The organism is Archangium sp. (genome assembly GCF_036277355.1).
GTDB lineage: Bacteria > Myxococcota > Myxococcia > Myxococcales > Myxococcaceae > Archangium.
The window spans coordinates 165385-183282 of record NZ_DASUNC010000063.1 but is presented as its reverse complement, the minus strand read 5'-3'; the positions used below and the strand labels follow the sequence as shown (position 1 = coordinate 183282).

The window sequence follows — 17898 nt, the reverse complement described above, 5'->3', positions numbered from 1 at the left end:
ACTCATGGGGAGGCGGGGCTGAACTCGGCGACGACCACGGTGATGTCATCCTGCGCCGGGAGGCCGGCGCTGAAGGCGCGCGCATCGGCCAGGATGGCGTCACGCAGCGCTTCGGCGGACAGGTGGGCGTTGGCCTGGATGGCGGCGGCGAGACGCTGGGTGCCGTACTGCTTCTGGCTGGCGTCGCGGGACTCGGTGACGCCGTCGGTGTACCAGACGATGAGATCTCCAGGCCGCAGCTGGGCCTGGCGCGAGGCGTACTGGGAGGACGCGGAGGCGCCGAGCAGCGCGCCACGGGCGGGCAGCGAGGCCACCTGACGGGTCGAGCGGCTGTAGACGATGGGGCTGGGGTGGCCGCCGCTCGCGTAGTCGATGACGCCCGTCTGCGTGTCGAGCACGGCCAGCGCGCTGGACATCTGGTGCTCGCCGCGGCCCACGTGGGCCATGGTGAGGTTGAGCGAGGAGATGAGGAGCTGGGCGTTGATCTCCTCGGGCGGGCGCATCGTCATCGCGGCGGTGAAGCCGCTGGTGGCGCTGGTGGCCACCAGGGCGGTGGCGAGGCCGTGGCCGGTGACGTCGCCGATGCCCACCACCACGCGGCGCTCGTCCAGGGCGGCGCGCATCCACCAGTCGCCGCCGCACGCGTCCGCGGTGACGACGAGGCCGGCGATGCGCAGCGGGCCCGCCTGGAAGCCCTCGCGGCCGGGCAGCAGCGTCTCCTGCACGGTGCGCGCGAGCGACACGTCGCGCTCCAGCTGGGCCTTGGCGCGCACGTCCTCGAGCAGCACGTTGATGCGCTCGGCCATGTGGTTGAACACCACCCCGAGCGTGGTCACCTCGCGGCCGGCGCCCCGCACCTCCTCGGCGCGGGCGTTGAGGTCTCCCGCGGCCAGCTGCATCACCTTGCCGGTGAGCACGCCCAGGGGCCGGGTGATGCGGCGGCTCTGGATGGCCACCAGCACGCCGGCCAGCACCAGGAAGCCCAGACCCAGGCCCGCCATGGTGGTGGCGTTGCGGCGCAGCGACTCGCGCTTGGCGGCCTCCAGCTCGTGCAGCTGCTTCTGCAGCCCCTCGAGCGAGTAGCTGATGAGCACCACGCCCTTGCCGCTCTGGGAGCCATAGTCGATGGGCTCCTGGTACTCGATGATGGGCTTGCCCTGGTAGAGGGCCGTCACCCAGCGGCGCTCCGGCTTGCGCTCGGTGGTGGTGCCCAGCTTCGCGTCCTCCGCCGAATCCGCGGCGAGCTGGCTGTCCGCGTCATATATCTGCACGCGGAGGATGTTGGGGTTGTCGGAGATGATGGAGCGCGCCACCTCGCTGAGGAAGGCGTAGTTATTGTCGCGCAGGGAGGTGGCCGAGGTGAGCGACAGGGTGTGGCTGAGCGTCTGGCCCAGCTCGATGGCCTGGTTGCGCACGTGCTCGTTGAAGCGGGTGGACGTCTCCTCGAACTGGGCCCGGGCGGAGACCCACGCCACGGAGGCCAGCAGGCCCACGACGATCGCCAGCAGCACGCCGGTGGTGACGAAGAGGAGCTGATCCAACCGCATGCCGCGGATGGCGGCCACATCGGGCAGCTCACCGGCCTCCAGCGGGGCGACGATGGTGCCCGTCATCTCCGGATGGAACGGAGAGAGCCTCGTGGAGGTATTGCCCGCCGCACGGGTGGCGGTCCCGGTGAGGGTGGGCTCCTGGTGCTCGAACGACCCGTCGGGAGGGGGCTGGGAAGGCAGGGGGGCGTTGGACAAGGCGGGACTCTGAATCGGCGCTGGGGAGGCGCGACGGCTATCGGATTCTTGGAAGCCGGACGACTCTAGCGCAGTTTTCCGCTTATGCGAGTCCCCCCTGCCGCGGGGGGCCCCACCCCTCAGGCCCTCCCGAGTAGGATTTCGCTGACAGTGCGGTGGGTGCTCACGTCGGGCGTCCGCCCGGGGGGGCGGAGCGCGGCAACCGGACCGTGAAGGTCGTCCCCGACGTGGCGGTGGAGGGCGGTGGGCGCCTGCATGAACACCGCATGCAGCGAGGCCCGCTGGCGCTCGACCTCCGCCTGGGAGCGGGCGGCCAGGGCGAGCGACTCGTCGCGGAGCCGCACCGCCTCGCGCAGTTCCGTGTTGGTGGCCTGGAGGAAGGACTGGCCCCGCCGCAGGGCGTCCTGCTCCATGTCCGGGCCCTGCTCGCCCCGGAGGGACAGGCGCACGAAGTCCGTCACGTCCTCCGTGCGGTGGACGAGGTAGCGCAGCTCGCCCTCGGCGGAGAACACGGGGGTGTTGAGGGTGATTCAATACCGCTCGTCGAAACCACCGCCCTCGGACTGGGGACGCGGGATGCCGTACTTGAGCACGGGCATGGAGTCCGGCGCGCGCGTGGCCATGGCCCGCTCGAGCGAGGCGCGCACGGTGCGCGTGCTGGTGGCCTTCGGATCCGCCGGGTTGTCGGGGAACACCTCGAAGAGCGGGCGGCCGAGGAGGCGCTCGCGCGTCGTCCGGGTGACCCGCAGGTAGGCGTCGCTCACCGCCACGATGGTGAAGTCCGCGTCCGGCGCGAGGACGAGGAGGGAGCCCGGACTCCGCTCGAAGAGCAGCTGGAAGTCTGGAAGTGACGGTGGAGACATGGCGGAGACGTGTGTACTCAATGTCCGATAAAAGTGTTCCGTGCTCCTGCCCCGGCACGTCCTGAAGGAGGCGGTTGACGCACGGCCGCTCGCCCACCGGGCAAGGGGCTTCAATGGGATTGGGCGCTGAGTAAACACACCCATGGCTGACTGGAATGGTCGCGCCCACACTCGAAACCCGGCGCACAGACAGGCGGCCCTTGAGGCGTGCACGCCTGGCGGCACTGGAACAAGAAACAAGCCGTTCCCTCGGGGCAAGGTGGGTCCTCCGTGCCGCCACAGTCGCGCAGGCACTCCATCGCGATTCTTCCCGGGCTCCGCACGGAAGGAACACGACTACAGGAGAGTCCCTGGGGGCAGGGCGTCCGCTCGCAATCCTGGCCGTACACCTTCATACACATGGACCCGATGCCACCGAGCAACCCCATGATGCACCTCTGCCCTTCCGGGCAAGCACGGCCCTCGCACGAGGGAACGCACGCGGGCCCATCTTCATCCGCCTTGCAATTGAAGCCCTCGGGACAACTGGAGGGCTCACCCAAGCGGCACGGCCGGCCGCAAAACCCCGTACAAATCAGCCCCCTCTCACAGCCCTCCTCGGGAATGGATGGAAAACTTTCGCAAATCTCCCCTTCCTTGCGCACTCCGATACGTGAGCACCTTCGCATCCAAGCATTGCCACTGAAGGAGCTTTCGAGCCGACAGACGTATTCCTCGGGGCAATCACTGTCCGTATTGCACCCGCTGTCAATGCAGTAGAGGTGCCCGACTTCATCCTCGTTGCAGCGGAGATGAGGTCCACAGTCCGCATCGCTCTGGCAATCCTGCCCGTAGGTGGAAAGGGCCCCGCGCTGCTCCGGCAAGAGCATGGGAACGACGAATCTGCCCTGAATCACGGACGTGTTCACGCCGTCCCCCTGCATGGCGAGACGAAACAGCCACATCAGGGGCAACGGCAGGAGCACGACGAGCAAGGCGACAGGCACGATACGCCACTTCATGGATGAACCCACATTCACCATCGTTCTCTAGATGGCCGGCACTCTTTTGGGCATTGCTTCTTCTCGGCATCGGGCTTGCTCCAGAAGTTCTTGCCACATACCGCCATCCAGTATTCCTTTTCCATCCAGCACCCCGGCCTGCGCCAGGAGTCTTCAATCTGTTTGCGCACGGCCATGTCGATGGTACCGCCCCTACCGAAAGCATGCGGGCATCCCGTCTCCACGGCGAGCAACAGCACCAGCATCAGCAACCGTCCCGCATCAGTCACTTCCCTCCCGGACACGACGGTACCACCGGCCACCGGACCAACTAGCGCGGTGAATCCCACGGGAAGGTCATGCCGCCCAGGGGCTCCAACAGGGCTGTCTCCACCACGACCCAGCACCACTTCAACCGCTCTCCGCTCCGCGGGTCCGCCGGCAACGGCCGTGAAGCCGCGTGCTCCCACCGGCACCTCCAAGAACCGCTCGCGTGACCGCACCTCCGCACCTCCACACCGTCCGGTAGCTGGGCGGAGTCGAAGACGAACAGGCCCCCCGAGTCCTGGAGCATGCACGGCCTGGTGAACCTGCTAAGTTGAGGTTCCACGAGGTAGGCTCCGCATGTCCACACCCGCTCCTTCCCCCCTGCCCCACCCTCCCGTTCCCCCGTACGCAGGGGGCGCCCCGAACCCATGGGACGCGCCGCCACTGCCCGTGGGCACCCGGATTGGCGGGGACGTGGTGGAGGGGGTACTGGGCCGCGGCGGCTTCGCCACGGTGTACCGGGTGCGCAGCCCCGAAGGCTACGTGTCCGCCCTCAAGCTGCTGCCCCTGGACGAGGGCCCCGAGCGCGCCGCACGGGCCTGGCGCGAGGTGTCGCTGGGCACGCGTCTGTGCCATCCCAACCTGGCGCGCCAGCTGGGCGCCGGCCAGTGGCCTCACGACAAGCCACGCTTCGTCTGGGTGAAGTTCGAGCGGGTGGACGGCCCCACCCTGGAGGAGTGGGTGCCGGGACGCCGCCTGGACGAGGTGGTGGAGCGGGTGCTGGAGGTGGCGCGCGGCCTGGCGGTGTCACACGAGGCGGGCGTGGTGCACCGCGACGTGAAGGAGGCCAACATCCTGGTGAGCGCGAGCACCGGGCAGGCGGTGCTGGTGGACTTCGGGGTGGGCTGGCACCCGGCCTGCCCCACGCTGACGAAGGGGATGTTTCCCCCGGGCACGCTGCCCTACCGGGCCCCCGAGGCGTGGGCCTATGGCCGTGCACACGCGGGCGAGCCGGGCGCGCACTACCGGGCCGGGCCGGGAGATGACCTGTACGCGCTGGGGGTGGTGCTCTACCGCTCGCTGACGGGCCGCTTCCCCTTCTTGCCGGCCGAGCACGGGGGTGAGGACGTGGAGGCGGTGCTGCACCGCGAGCCGCTGCCGCCCCACCTCGTCAACCCGCGGGTACCGCTGGCGGTGGAGGCGGTGTGTCTGCGGTTGCTGGCCAAGACGCCCGAGGCGCGCTACCCGGGCGCCGTGGTGTTGTGCCGGGTGCTGGAGGAGTTGCGGGCCCGGACGGACGTGGACTGGACGCAGGTGCCGCGCCCGCGGCGGCGGCCCGCCGGGAAGTCGTGGCCAGGCAGGGCCAGGGTGCTGGCGGTGGGGGCGGTGGGGTTGGCCGCGGCGCTGGGGGCCTGGTGGCTCACTCCTGGCCAGGAAGTGGCGCCGGGCGGGCGCGCGCCGGAACCTGTGCGAGCCGTGGCCGCGCCTCCTTCCGGGGCGCCTCCTGCCCCGTCCACGGCGCCCCGAAAGGACAGTGCCCCCATGAAGCAGCCGCAGACGTCTGGCTCCCCGCCCGAAACCGCCTCCAAGCGCCGGGCCGCCGTGCGCAATGCGTGCCTGGGCCTCACCGGTGCCGCCCTCCAGGCCTGCCTGGGCGCCCCGCGGCAGGTGCCGCCCGACAGCCCCGCCCCGCCGCCCCAGGCCTGCCCCGCCGGGGCCGTGGAGACCATGACGCGCACGCTGGGCTTCCGCCTGGGGGAAACGACGAGCGTGGAGTGGTCCAGTGTGCGCGGCAGGCCCGTGCACGTGCAGGAGGACACTCCCGTGTACGTGGCTGGCAACTGGAACGCGGGATCGGATCGCTTCGGCGTGGGAGGCCGCTTCGCGCTGCCGGGTGACACCCGGCTCTCCGGGCGGCTCTACGTCAAGCAGGGGCGGGTGTACGGGCGCTTCACCGAGGCGCGCACGCCCGAGGGAGTGGTGTACCCGGTGTGCCTGGAGTTGTTTGATATTGGCTCCAGCACAAGCGTCGGGCTTCCCCTGGAGCCCGGCAGCGCACCGGGGAAGATGCTGGTCTCTCCCGTCGTGGGGGTGCGGGTGGTGGACCACTTCCCATAGGAGCGTCCCGGAGGCGGGACGGTGGCGGGCCGGACACGACCGGGCAGGAGCTGTGGTAGAGCCCCACTTCTCCGGTCCCGTCGACATTGCCGGGAGACTCCCGCCCCATGCCCCTGCTCCCCTCCGCCACCCTGTTGAGACTCGTATGGCTCGCTTCTCCCCTGGAGGCCGCCGTGCCGTCCACGCCGCCGGGCTGTGAGGCGGGGACGCGCCACCTGGAGCTGACGGAGGACACACCCCGCGAGGCGCTCGCGGTGTGCGTCCACCCGGGACTCCCCACCAACTTCTTCTTCGACACGAAACCGCGGCGTGTGGAGTTGGCCGGGCGGGAGTGGTTCCGGGTGATGGAGGCCGAGACGGGCCTGGTGCTCGTGCCCACGGTGGCACTGGGAGACGGGGAGCGCGTGCCGTTGACGGTGTATTTCCAGGATGGCATGGCCCCGGCGAGCGCCCGTTTCGTCCTGGTCGTGCACCCGTCCGAGGCCGCGCGCCTGGTGGAGGTGACACGCCAGCCGCGCACGCTCGCCTCCTACCGGGAGGGCGAGCGACAGGCCCTGGCGGAAGCACGGCAATGCCGGGAGGACAAGGCGAGGCTGGAGACGCGGTGCGGCGGGCAGGTGGGGCTCCTGGGCCTGGTCGCCCAGGGAATGCTGGGCGAAGGCGGTATCAGCAGCAAGGACATCACCAGGAGCGTCACCTCGCGCCCGGGCAACACGCTCACCAGCACCCAGGCACTCAGCTACCGCTCCGCTACCACGCGCAGGGAGGACGGACGCAAGCGGGTGCGGTTGGTGGTGGAGCAGGAATTGCGGAACACCGGGAGCACGCCCTGGACGCTGGCGGGGGCGGTGCTGGTGGGGCCCCAGGGCGTGGAGTGGGAGGTGCTTGGCGTGTGGCAGCCGGAGCCCATTGCCCCGGGAGAAAAACGCTTCATCGGGGTGGAACTGGAGATGGAGGAGGCGGCGGCGCGCGGCACCTTCACCCTGAAGCTGTGGGGCCAGGAGGCGGGTGGTGGAGGCCAGTTCTTCGACGGCGTGAGCTTTCCGTGAATCGGCCAGGCGCTCGCTCCCGGAGGAGCGGGGAAACCATCACCTGCGCCAGGCACCGGTCATCAACCCCTGCTATTCGGACCGGGAAGTCGGCAGGCACACCCAGGGTTGGCTCGAGTGCCTGCGACCACAGGCGAAGCCCGGGGCACAGACCGGTGGCCCTCCGGGGTCGCAGGCCTTGCGGCACCGGAACAGATAGCAGGCGGTCCCCTCGGGACAAGGAGCGTCCTCCGTGCCACCACAATCGCGCAGGCACTCCATCCACACCTGATCGGCGGGCGGGAGGTCGCCATAGACTTCGCATTGCTGGCCTTCGGGGCAGGGGGTCCGCTCGCAATCCGGGCCATGGATCCTGGCGCAAATCGAGACATCCGCTGCAATCCCCACACATCGCTGCCCTTCAGGGCAGACAAGTCCCTCGCAGTTCGGCAGGCAAGAGGGTCCATCGGGGCCGTCAGCACAAAAGAAACCCGTGGGGCAACTCGCGGGGTCCTCCAACCGGCAAGGGCGGCCACATCGGGTTTGACACAACAGGCCGCGCTCGCAACCCTGCTCGCGCGTGTTGGGGAGCCTCTGGCACGACTCTCCTTCTTTTCGGACTCCCACCAGTGCGCAGCCACGAATCCGGTCCTTCCCATTACCCACATCAAAGGTGCGGCAGGCGAATTCCTCGGAGCACTGGAGATCCGTCATGCACCTGCTGTCGGCACAGAAGCTTCGTCCAACGCGCTCATTGAAGAAGCAGCGAAGAACCGGGTCGCAGTCCTCGTCCGTGTTGCAGTCACGTTCGTAGGTAGGCAACCCGTGGCGCTCCTCACGCGTGAGCATGGGAACGAGGCTCTTTGCTTTGGCTGGTAGGGGGCCCTTCACGGAAATCATCATGGGAGCCGTGAGCAGCCACACGAGCGGCAAGGGAATGAGCAACCCCAGCACAAGGGCCAGGAGCGTGCGCCATTTCATGACCTGCACATGACCTCCCCATCACCCAGGTTTTCACTCAACAGGTTGGCACGCCTTTGGGCACCGGAGTCTTTCTTCGCGCGTCTTGTCTTTGAAGTCCCTACACTTCTCGTTCCACTCCTGAAGATCCATCCGACAGGATGACTTCCATGCGCCGGCGCCCTCCCACATGTTCTTCTCTATCTCCCCGGGTCCTGAAGCGGCACCGCCACGGCCACACGCACCACCTTCTCACCGTCCTCCTTGCGTCAAAGGTACCGGAGCAGGCCCGGGACGCCATGCTCCCGCCAGGAGCCCCACGGCCAGCACCAGGCCCCCCACCAGGAGCGCCACCACCGCCGCGCGGCGCAGCACTTCCGGCAACGGGCGCCCCATGGGAAACAGGGCCCGCGTGGTGGTGGCGGTATCCATCGAGCGCGGCCTGGCCGCCGCCGGCCGGCCCGCCTCCTCCAGTCCGCTGGCATGCAGCGGTACCCGCCAGGAGTCTCCCGCGCCGGCCATCAACCGCTTCAGCTCCTCGCAGAACGCCTCGGCGCTGGCGGGGCGTGCCTCCGGCGTCTTCTCCAGCAGCTTCATGCACAGGGCCGCCAGGTCCCGGGGCACGCGGGGGTTGAGGATCCGCGGTGGCAGGGGCTGGCGGTGGATGACGGCCTGGACGAAGTCCTCCCCTTCCTCGTGCTCGAAGGGATGGCGGCGCGTGAGCTGCCGGTAGAGCATCACCCCCACCGCGTACAGGTCATCCCCCACGCCCGCCCGGTAGCTCGCCCCCTTCTGGTGGCCATGCGCCCGGGCGTGGCGCCAGGCCTCGGGACTGCGGTAGGCGGGCGTGCCCGGGGGAAACACGTCCCGGGTGGCGGAGGGAGCGTGGGGGTAATCGGCCGCGCCGAAGTCCAGCAGCACCGCCTCCCCATCGCTGTCGCGGATCATCACGTTGGAGTCCTTGACGTCGCGGTGCAGCACTCCGGCCGCGTGGGACACCGCCAGCGCACGCCCCACGCCCAGCAGCTTGTCCCCGAGTCCCAGGGCGTCCACGTCGTCGCGCCGGCCCCACATGTCCAGCGGCTTGCCCTGGATGAAGGACAGCTTCAGCCACAGCCACTCGTGTCCGTCCTCCCGCCAGTGGCCCGAGCCCCACAGCTCCACCACGTTGGGGTGATGCGGCCCCATGCGAGCCAGGGCCCCGAGCTCACGCCAGCCCCACTCCGCGGTGGGCTCCAGCGAGATGAACTTGAGGGCGAAGCAGCGGCCGCTCCGCGCATCCCGCGCCCGATACACCACGCCGTAGCCCCCCGCGCCCACGAGCTCCTCCACCACCAGCCCGCCCACCTCCGCGCGCGGCGGCAGCTCGGGCATCCTCCACTCCTCCATGACGACTCCTCCGCGAGTCCGCGAGTCCGCGGCGCTCGTGCGAGCGGGGCGGACGCGGCGCTCAACCTATCAGGTCATCGCGCCACTCCCACCGGCGAGGTGGGGCACGAGCCGTCCGTCCCGCCAGGCCATCCCCGCGAGATGGGGGGCTCGGGACGCATCACTCGTTGACGTCAACGAGCGGAATCACACATGAACACACCTATTCACACGGCACTCATTGACGTCAACGAGTGCGGGCGATGTGCCATCGGGTACGAGCGAAGACGGTTATAACGGCCCCCCCGGGCGCCAGTCCGCGAGGGCCATCCTTGGGAGACGAGTGGTGAGTCTGGACAAGCGCGCACGTTCCTTCGGCCAGTGGCTCGTGCTCGGCTCCGTGGTAGGCGCGGTGTGCGGCGTGGCATCGGCGGTGTTCCTCTACCTGCTGGACGTGGCCACGGACGTCCGCACCCGGCACGAGGTGCTCGTCTACACCCTGCCCCTGGCGGGCCTGGCCATTGGAGCGCTGTACGGCCGGTGGGGCACACCCATCCGGGGCGGCAACAACCTCGTCATCGACACGGTGCACGAGGGCGACAAGCAGATTCCCCTGCGCATGGCGCCCATGGTGTTGCTGGGCACGGTGCTCACGCATCTCTTCGGAGGCAGCGCGGGGCGCGAGGGCACCGCCGTGCAGATGGGGGCGAGCCTCGCCGATGCCGTGGCCCACCGCTTCCGCGTGTCACCCGCCACGCGCCGCGAGCTGCTCGCCGCCGGCATCGCCGGGGGGTTCGGCTCCGTCTTCGGCACGCCCATCGCGGGCACCGTCTTCGGGCTCGAGGTCGTCTGCGTGGGGCGCATGAGCTACGAGGCGCTCGTGCCCGCGCTGGTGGCCGCGGTGGTGGGAGATCTCGTCACGCGCGCGCTCGGCATCCACCACACGCTCTACCCCACCCCGGCGGCACTGCCCCTCTCGCCGCAGGTGCTCGGCAAGTGGCTCGTCTTCGGCGCCGTGGTGGCGCTGGTGGCCGTGGTGTTCGTGGAGGGCGTGCACTTCCTCAAGAAGCGGCTGGAGAAGTCCGTACCGTCGCTGCCCCTGCGCATGGCGCTCGGCGGGGCCATGGTGGTGGTCCTGTGGAAGCTGGTGGGCACGAGCGCGTACCTCGGCCTGGGGGTGCCCACCATCGAGCGGGCCTTCGTGGACCCTACCCTGCCCTCCAGCGCCTTCGCCCTCAAGCTGCTCTTCACCGCCGTCACGCTGGGCGCGGGCTTCCTCGGCGGCGAGGTGACTCCCCTCTTCTTCGTGGGCGCGGCGCTCGGCAACGTGCTGGCGCGGGTGCTCGGCCTGCCGTTGGACCTGGCCGCGGGCGTGGGGCTCGCCGCGCTCTTCGGGGCCGCGGCCAACACCCCGCTGGCGCTGTCCCTCATGGCGGTGGAGCTGCTCGGCGCGGGCGTGCTGCCCCACGTCGTCATCGTCACCGTCACCGCCTACCTCCTCACGGGACAGCGGAGCATCTACCCGTCGCAGCGGATTGCCCGCCTCAAGCACGGCGGGCCCCTGCTCTCGCGGCTGGTGCCCCTGCGGGACGTGGAGTCTCCTCCAGACAGGTCGCCACCCGGCACCCCGCCGGAGGAGTGAGCCGGCCCTGGCTGCGTTCGCTCCCCACCGCCGTGGGCGATTCCACCTGGTGGGAAGCCTGCTTCCGCACCTCGGGAGCGCCCTTCCCTGGCTCGTCCCGCCCCCTGCGCCGCCCTCATCCCCCAGGGCAGTTGCGCATCCAGAAGGCCTCACTCCACCTGGGCACATCCGGTGCACGCCCTCACGCAACCTCTTGGGTGAAAGGCGTGGCATGCGGCGGAGACTCGGGTGGAGCGGGCGATGGGCAATGGGACTGGTGGGGCTGACGCTGCTGACCCACTGTGGCGGTGCTCCGGAGGTGGAGGAGCGGACCACCGGAGAGCCCGCGCGAGGGGCCTCCACCCAGACCCAGGGCCTCTCCACGACACTCACCTTCGGGGCGAGCGCGGATGCCCGGGTGGAGGCGGACTCGCCCGCGAGGAACTTCGGGAGCTCGAGCAGCCTGGGCGCGGACCTCTCGCCAGACGTGATGGAGAGCTACCTGCGCTTCCGCCTCAGCGGGGTGACGGGGACGGTGACGCGGGCGGCGCTGCGGCTGTACGCCTTCGACGGCACCCCGGACGGGCCGCGGGTGTTCCGCTCCGGGGGGAGCTGGACGGAGGGCGGCCTCACCTGGAACAACCGCCCCGCCCCGCTGGAGGGCCCGCTGGATGACAAGGGCGCCATCTCCAGTGGCACCTGGGTGGAATTCGACGTCACGCGGGCCGTGCGCGGCGATGGCGAGGTGAACCTGGCCGTCATCGCCACCTCGGGCAACGGGACGGACTTCTCCTCCCGGGAGAGCAGCCGGACGCAGCTGCGGCCGCGGCTCGTCGTCACCGTGGAGCCCACTCCCCAGGTGCCGCCCGAGTGCCTGCCGCGCCTGGACACCTTCCTGTTCGGCGCCAGCCCCATGGAGGACGGCTTCGTCTCCAGGAACGAGCCGGACCGGAGCTTCGGCGACGAGCCGGAGCTGCTGGTGGATGGCTCGCCCCGGCTGGAGTCCTACCTCGAGTTCTCCGTCACCACCGAGGGCCTGCGCGTGCGGGAGGCGAGGCTGGAGCTCTCCGCCTTCGACTTCACGCCGGATGGGCCGGTGCTCTACCGCGCCAGCAACGGGTGGAACGAGGACCTCACCTGGAACACGCGGCCGGGCCTCCTGGAGGGCCCGCTCGGCGACCTGGGGGAGATCAACGCCGGCACCCGGGTGGCGTACGACGTGACGGGGGTGGTGGACGCCGACGGCACCTACAGCTTCGGCCTCCTGCCCGGGTCGGGCAACGGCGTGGACTTCTACTCGCGGGAGGAGCCCCGGAGCGAGCTGCGCCCGAGGCTGAGCCTCACCCTGGAGACGCCCCTCTTCTGCTCCTACCGCGGAGCGGGAGGCGGCAGCACCCGGTGGGTGCGTCACTACGGGGGCCAGGGCAACGAGCGCCTCCATGCGCTGGCCACCGCGCCGGAGGGGGGCTTCGCCGCGGCGGGCCTCTTTGGAGGGTCGCCCTTCCCGGATTGAGAGGGCCTCGCGCTCGCTCTTGTTCGCGGGCCGGGCGAGCCCCCGGACGGACCTCGGAGATGGCGCCCTCGGCGAGAACGCCCCGTTCATCGCGAAGTACAGCCCCTCGGGGAGCCTGCTGTGGAAGCGGGTATTCAGCGGCGCCGGGGGCGCCATCTCCGGGGTGCGGCCCCAGGGCGCGGACCGGGTTGTCTTCGCTGGCAACCTCGCGGGCACCTTCACCTTCGCGGGGGAGAGCTTCTCCAGTCCCCCGTCCCAGCCCGGTGGCTTCCTGGGTGCACTCACCCAGACGGGAGCGGACCTCTGGATAGGGGACCTGGGGATGGACGTGCGGCTGCGCGAGCTCGCCGTGGGGGCAGACGGAGCGCTCACGGTCCGGGGCCTGGGCCTGGAGGAGTTCGATGCCGGAGGGGGTCCGCTGGGCGTCGGCCAGAGGGTCAGCCTGCTGCCCTTCGTGGCGCGCTACTCGCCGGAGGGCGAGCACCGCTGGTCCCGAGCCTTCGACCGGGGGCTCTCACCCCACCTGGGGCTGCATCCGGAGGGAGCCGTGCTGCTGGGCAGCGACTTTTCGTTTTGGTCCTTTCTTGGTCCCCTTGGACCCCTCGCCGGGCGAAAAGTGGCGAGTCCTTCGCCCCTCGTTCTGTAGTGTCAAGTGGGTCTTTCCAATGGAACCACCTCCTGGAGTCGTTGCATGCCATGCCGGTTGGCGCTGCTGACATGCCTGTTGCTCGTGGGGTGTGGCGGCGCCACGCAAGCAGTCCGCCCCGCCACCGTCCAGAAGAGGTTCTGCGTCTACCTACCGCACCGGGGTGCCGCGACGGCATTCGATGAAGGTGACGGCAACCAGACCGCCACGCTCGCGCCGGAAATGCACGGGGTGGGCTCACCGACGGTGCCGCTCACCCCACCGCCGCCCCCGCCGCTACAAGGACTCGCTGGCGAGGGCCTGGGCAGTGGCATACCCCGCGGCGCTCTCCGGCTGGTGCCACAAGGGGGTATCGCTACCGCAGAGGCGGGAACCGGCGCCGTGGCGGGAGAGGCGCTCGTGACGGGGGGCGCGGCCCTCGCCGCCGCCGGCAGTGTGCTCCTGGTCTGCTTGACGGTCACGGCGGCTGTGAACGGGACGGAGACCCCCATCGACATCGCGGACAATTTCTACGGGACGCACTTCGGCGATGCTTTGGGATGGTTACAGGGCCGGTATACGGCCAGGGACACCGGGCCTGCTCGAGCCATTGAGCTCCATATCTCCATCAACCGCGCCACTGACGGCACCGTGACGGTGGAAACCCATGCGCCCGAGCCCCAAGCCGCCCCCGCGCCCACCTCCCGTGTTGCGCCCACGGTCTGGCCAGATTCGCGACGCGGCAAGGAAGACAAAGGGAAACGCGGCCGTCTGTACGTGACCTACAGGAAAATCAACAAGACAACCAACCGCTACTACTCAGGGCGAACCAGCATGGTCGTCGACCTCAACGCGCCCCTCGAAGTCCAGGCAAATCTGGCCGTCAGGCTCCGGAACATGAATCATCACATCGACGAGACCGGGGAACCGCGAGCTGTTCAATCCAATCCCGCGCAGCTTGACGAGTTCGACGTTGGAACCGCCATCGACTACGAACAGAGATATGACGATCCAGCCTACTGGCGGATTCGCGGAAGAGAGCAGCAGATGATTGATTTCCACGGGGGGGCCCAGTCCGACACTGGCAGACCCTATCGGACCGAAAATGTCGTCCGAGCTGTGGCGAAAGACAACCCGCGCGGTCGACGGTTCCACGATGCCGCCACCACACGTTGGGGTCAGCTCCACCCCTACACAGGACACTAGGAGATGAGGTCAAAATATAAGCCAGGCTCGTTTTTGAGGATTCCCCTCGCCGATGGCTCATTCGGCTATGCGAGGACGCTCGAACCACCGTTTGATGCCTTTTACGAGTATAGAACCGCAGAGCCGGACGCGGATCTGGACCGAATCGCATCCAAGCCGACCCTCTTCAGAGTTGTCGTTAGCCTCCCCTATTCGGATTCATGGAAGCTCATTGGGTGGAGAAAGCTTGAAGAGCATTTTTCTCAACCCATCGTCCAATACAGGCAAGCAGTGGGCCCCTTCGGCCGCTGCACGGTTTTCGACAATCTTGGAATGGTGCGGCAGGCGGAGCCTCACGAGTGTCTCGGACTCGAGCCCTCGGCTGTCTGGGACCCGCATTCTGTCGAGGAGCGTCTGCTGGACACATTCATGGGGCGGCCCAACGAGGCGTTGGAGCACATGAAAGCAGAGCTGCGAAACAGGATACCGAAGTGAAAGGAGTGGCCCTGCTCGGACTGGCCTCAGCGCCCAAGGGTGAGACCCACCTCGCCTCCCGGGTTCACCTGGATTCTCTCGCTGATCGACAGCCCGTTGGCACCGATGGGGTCCGCCTGGAAGCTGACCCAGTTGGTCGAGATGTACGGCGCCCCCACGCGCCACACGGAGGACTTCGAGGAGCGCGGGTTCGTGCTCGTGGACCGCTACACGAAAACCCAAGACAACATTCGGGGACTCGACGTGATCAGCGGGACCTGCCTCGTCCTGTTGATGGAGGGAAGGCTGGCCGAGCTCGAGCGATCGGGCATCATCTATACGGAGATGGACGGAGAGTGGACCGCGACGATGCGATTCACGACCCCGGAAGAGGCGGTGACCCGATGTGGCCTCGAATCCTGCATGGCGGCTCCGTGAGCGCGGCCAGCCGAGACCCCGAGACCCTGAAGAGTGGAAGCGGCGGGAATCGAAGCCGCCGCCGGAGGTGTCCGACGCAAGCTGGCCCTGGGATGGTGGTGACGGCGGACGCGGCGGGCGGCACGTTCAACCGGTGCGCGGCAGGGAGCCCAGCTCCCGCACGCAGTGCCTCACCCATGGCGGAAACGGCGCGGCGCATGTCGTCGGGCGTCACGGCGCCGATGCAACCGACACGGAAGATAAGCTCCACCGTGTCGTAGAGAAGCGTGCTCGCCAGTGCCGGGGACGCAGTGGCGCCGAGGTTGCCCTCGGCCCTCTCTGCGGCGCCGCCCCGCTCGCCGCCCCATCAGCCGGTCTGTTGGTTGCCAGCAGCCTTCCCGGCGCGGGTGCGGGCCCACTCACGCGGTGCGTGAAGAGCCCGTGCCGCGGCCTCCGCCTGTGCCGCAGCGCGGCAATGCCGGAGGCCATGAACACGCCCCGGGGTGCTTGAGCTTCCGGGCCGCCTTTGGGGTATAGGGGGCCCGTTCTTCACCCCTGACTAGAGAGACGCGCGTGCCAAAACCCCGCCTCCTCAACCGCGAAGAAGAGTCGCTCCCGCTCGAGCGGGAATTGCTGGTCCGGATGCACGACCTGATGGTGAAGGCGCGCGTCCTCGAAGAGCGCCTCATCCAGATGTACAAGCAGGGCCACGGGTACTTCTGGATCGGCGGCCCGGGCGAGGAGGCCTTCAACGTGCCCCTCGGCCTGCTGATGAAGAAGGGCCAGGGCCCGGCCTACGACTACCTGCACGGGCACTACCGCCAGTCCGCCACGATGATGGCGCTGGGCGAGGAGCCCATCGGCGCGATGCGGCAGATGAAGAACGTGGCGACGGACCCCTACTCGGGCGGCCGCAACTTCGCGGGCCACTTCTCCAAGCGCGAGTGGAACATCGCCCCCGTGTCCTCCCCCATCGAGATTCAGTACGTGATGGCCCCGGGCACCGCGCTGATGCAGAAGCGCCACGGCGGCGACGGCATCACCATCGTCACCGGCGGTGACGCGGGCACGGCCGAGGGCGATTTCGCCTCGTGCCTGGTGTGGAGCTCGCGCAAGGGCAACGAGCTGCCCGTGCTCATCATCGTCACCAACAACAAGTGGGGCATCTCCACGTCGGCCGAGGGCCAGCACGGCGAGACGAACGTGGCGGATCGCGGCAAGGCCTTCAACATGCGCACCAAGACGATCGATGGGAACGATCCCATCAACGCGTACCTGGAGCTGCAGGAGGCCTTCGAGTACGTGCGCAAGGAGCGCAAGCCCTTCCTGATGGAGGCGATCGTCTCGCGCCTCTACGGCCACTCCTCCGCGTCCGGCGCCAACATGGTGGGCAACGAGCAGGACTGCCTGACCGCGTTCGAGGCCCGGCTCGAGAAGCACGGCATCCTCACGCGCAAGGAGATGGACGAGGTGCGCATCCGCTACACCGAGGAGATGGCCGCCATGGCCCGTCAGGTCATCGAGGAGCCCATGCCCGGCCCCGAGACCATCTGGAACCACATCTACGCGGAGAGGAAGTAACCCATGGCCAACATGGCACAGGCCGTTCGCATGGCCCTGCACTACGCCGAGGAGCACCTCGGCGTCACCGACATCTTCGGCGAGGACGTGGGCCCTCCCCTGGGTGGCGTCTTCACCGCCACGCAGGGCCTCAAGACGGCGTGGAACACGCCCCTGGACGAGCGCGGCATCATCGGCATGGCCATCGGTCTGGCCATGGCCGGCGGCAAGCCCGTCGCGGAAATCCAGTTCGTCGACTACATCTTCAACACCATCGATCTGCTGAAGGTCGCCGGCAACACGTGCTGGGCCACCCACGGGGACTGGAACATCCCCATGGTGGTGAAGACGCCGGTGGGCAGCGGCATCCGCGGCTCGCTCTACCACTCGCACTCCTTCGACGCGACGGCCACGCATATTCCCGGCTGGAAGATCGTCATCCCCTCCAACCCGCTGGATGCGTATGGCCTGATGATCTCCGCCTGCCAGGAGCTCAACCCGGTCATGTACCTGGAGCCCAAGGCGCTGTTGCGCATCAAGGGCGAGGAGCGGATTCCGGGCGAGCCGGACAACGACAAGCTGCTGTCGAAGATGATCGACGCGCCGCTGGGAGACCGCTCGCAGTGGAAGCCGCAGTGGCCGGAGGGGCTGGAGGCATACGCGGTGCCCATCGGCAAGGGCAAGGTGGTGCGCGCGGGCTCGCAGGTGACGGTGGTGAGCTACGGCCGCACGCTGCCCCTGTGCAAGAAGGCCGCGGACGACCTGGCCGCCGAGGGCGTGGACGCCGAGGTCATCGACATGCGCACCCTGTGGCCGTACGACTGGGAGCTCATCAAGGGCTCGGTGGAGAAGACGGGCCGCGTGCTGTACGTGAACGAGGACACCGAGGTGACCAACTTCGGTGAGCACCTGGTGCGCCGCACGGTGGAGGAGCTCTTCTACAAGCTGATGGCGCCTCCCCGCCTGCTGGCCGGCAAGTTCATCCCGGGCATCGGCCTGGCGGACGCGCTGGAGATGGCCTCGGTGCCGCAGCAGGGGGACATCACCGCCGCCATCCGCTCGCTGGCGGGCGAGCAGCCCTGATTCTCGTACCTGGAGAAACGATGTAGGCACGTGAGGGTGGCCCGGAGAAAAGTCCGGAGCCGCCCTCTGCCTTTGCGAGGTTGCCCGCGCC

At 69.0% G+C, this 17898-nt stretch carries 15 protein-coding genes; 10 read left to right on the top strand and 5 right to left on the bottom strand.

Going from position 1 to position 17898, the window contains the following annotated elements:
- Positions 1-2: 2 nt before the first annotated feature.
- The 4 genes from VFZ09_RS17125 to VFZ09_RS17110 form a co-directional block, all read right to left on the bottom strand.
- A complete protein-coding gene (locus VFZ09_RS17125) occupies positions 3-1613 on the bottom strand; it encodes a SpoIIE family protein phosphatase (protein ID WP_329728676.1) in 1611 nt (536 codons plus the stop codon).
- A gap of 251 nt (positions 1614-1864) precedes the next feature.
- Positions 1865-2257 carry a hypothetical protein gene (locus VFZ09_RS17120; RefSeq protein WP_329728648.1) on the bottom strand — a complete coding sequence of 131 codons (393 nt, stop codon included), beginning with the start codon at positions 2255-2257 and terminating at the stop codon, positions 1865-1867.
- Between the two features lie 18 nt (positions 2258-2275).
- Positions 2276-2608, bottom strand: coding sequence for a PAS domain-containing protein (locus VFZ09_RS17115; protein ID WP_329728647.1), 333 nt, complete (start codon positions 2606-2608; stop codon positions 2276-2278).
- Positions 2609-3623: 1015 nt separating this feature from the next.
- A complete protein-coding gene (locus VFZ09_RS17110; protein WP_329728646.1) occupies positions 3624-3938 on the bottom strand; it encodes a hypothetical protein in 315 nt (104 codons plus the stop codon).
- A 367-nt stretch (positions 3939-4305) separates the two neighbouring features.
- On the opposite strand from VFZ09_RS17110, the gene VFZ09_RS17105 reads away from it, so the two are divergent.
- Together VFZ09_RS17105 and VFZ09_RS17100 are read left to right on the top strand one after the other, a co-directional pair.
- On the top strand, positions 4306-5973 hold the full coding sequence (locus VFZ09_RS17105; protein ID WP_329728645.1) for a serine/threonine-protein kinase: 1668 nt from the start codon (positions 4306-4308) through the stop codon (positions 5971-5973).
- A gap of 107 nt (positions 5974-6080) precedes the next feature.
- A complete protein-coding gene (locus VFZ09_RS17100) occupies positions 6081-7022 on the top strand; it encodes a DUF2381 family protein (protein WP_329728644.1) in 942 nt (313 codons plus the stop codon).
- A gap of 1191 nt (positions 7023-8213) precedes the next feature.
- On the opposite strand, the gene VFZ09_RS17095 is transcribed toward VFZ09_RS17100, so the two are convergent.
- Positions 8214-9350, bottom strand: a complete 1137-nt coding sequence (locus tag VFZ09_RS17095; protein WP_329728643.1) for a serine/threonine-protein kinase — start codon at positions 9348-9350, stop codon at positions 8214-8216.
- A 325-nt stretch (positions 9351-9675) separates the two neighbouring features.
- Between VFZ09_RS17095 and VFZ09_RS17090 the strand changes: the two genes are divergently transcribed.
- From VFZ09_RS17090 to VFZ09_RS17055, 8 genes are all read left to right on the top strand, one after another.
- A complete protein-coding gene (locus VFZ09_RS17090) occupies positions 9676-10971 on the top strand; it encodes a chloride channel protein (protein WP_329728642.1) in 1296 nt (431 codons plus the stop codon).
- Positions 10972-11218: 247 nt separating this feature from the next.
- The gene (locus VFZ09_RS17085; RefSeq protein ID WP_329728641.1) at positions 11219-12463 is read left to right on the top strand and encodes a DUF7594 domain-containing protein; all 1245 of its coding nucleotides are present in this window, start codon (positions 11219-11221) and stop codon (positions 12461-12463) included.
- Between the two features lie 19 nt (positions 12464-12482).
- On the top strand, positions 12483-13109 hold the full coding sequence (locus VFZ09_RS17080) for a hypothetical protein (protein WP_329728640.1): 627 nt from the start codon (positions 12483-12485) through the stop codon (positions 13107-13109).
- Between the two features lie 45 nt (positions 13110-13154).
- Entirely contained in the window at positions 13155-14294 is a 1140-nt protein-coding gene (locus VFZ09_RS17075; protein ID WP_329728639.1) for a hypothetical protein, read from the top strand.
- Positions 14295-14297: 3 nt separating this feature from the next.
- Positions 14298-14768, top strand: coding sequence for an Imm26 family immunity protein (locus tag VFZ09_RS17070; RefSeq protein WP_329728638.1), 471 nt, complete (start codon positions 14298-14300; stop codon positions 14766-14768).
- 132 nt (positions 14769-14900) lie between these two features.
- Positions 14901-15185, top strand: a complete 285-nt coding sequence (locus tag VFZ09_RS17065) for a hypothetical protein (RefSeq protein WP_329728637.1) — start codon at positions 14901-14903, stop codon at positions 15183-15185.
- A gap of 552 nt (positions 15186-15737) precedes the next feature.
- A complete protein-coding gene (locus tag VFZ09_RS17060; protein ID WP_414640709.1) occupies positions 15738-16745 on the top strand; it encodes a thiamine pyrophosphate-dependent dehydrogenase E1 component subunit alpha in 1008 nt (335 codons plus the stop codon).
- Between the two features lie 3 nt (positions 16746-16748).
- Positions 16749-17807: an alpha-ketoacid dehydrogenase subunit beta gene (locus VFZ09_RS17055; RefSeq protein WP_329728636.1), complete on the top strand. Its 1059-nt coding sequence runs from the start codon at positions 16749-16751 to the stop codon at positions 17805-17807.
- Positions 17808-17898: the final 91 nt, after the last annotated feature.

What these genes read in the sequence shown, in the direction of transcription:
- VFZ09_RS17055 (WP_329728636.1), top strand. Translation starts at nt 16,749, where the DNA reads ATGGCCAACATGGCACAGGCCGTTCGCATGGCCCTGCACTACGCCGAG.
- VFZ09_RS17070 (WP_329728638.1), top strand. Translation starts at nt 14,298, where the DNA reads ATGAGGTCAAAATATAAGCCAGGCTCGTTTTTGAGGATTCCCCTCGCC.
- VFZ09_RS17125 (WP_329728676.1), bottom strand. Translation starts at nt 1,613, where the DNA reads ATGACGGGCACCATCGTCGCCCCGCTGGAGGCCGGTGAGCTGCCCGAT.
- VFZ09_RS17100 (WP_329728644.1), top strand. Translation starts at nt 6,081, where the DNA reads ATGCCCCTGCTCCCCTCCGCCACCCTGTTGAGACTCGTATGGCTCGCT.
- VFZ09_RS17115 (WP_329728647.1), bottom strand. Translation starts at nt 2,608, where the DNA reads ATGTCTCCACCGTCACTTCCAGACTTCCAGCTGCTCTTCGAGCGGAGT.
- VFZ09_RS17095 (WP_329728643.1), bottom strand. Translation starts at nt 9,350, where the DNA reads ATGGAGGAGTGGAGGATGCCCGAGCTGCCGCCGCGCGCGGAGGTGGGC.
- VFZ09_RS17085 (WP_329728641.1), top strand. Translation starts at nt 11,219, where the DNA reads ATGGGACTGGTGGGGCTGACGCTGCTGACCCACTGTGGCGGTGCTCCG.
- VFZ09_RS17075 (WP_329728639.1), top strand. Translation starts at nt 13,155, where the DNA reads ATGCCATGCCGGTTGGCGCTGCTGACATGCCTGTTGCTCGTGGGGTGT.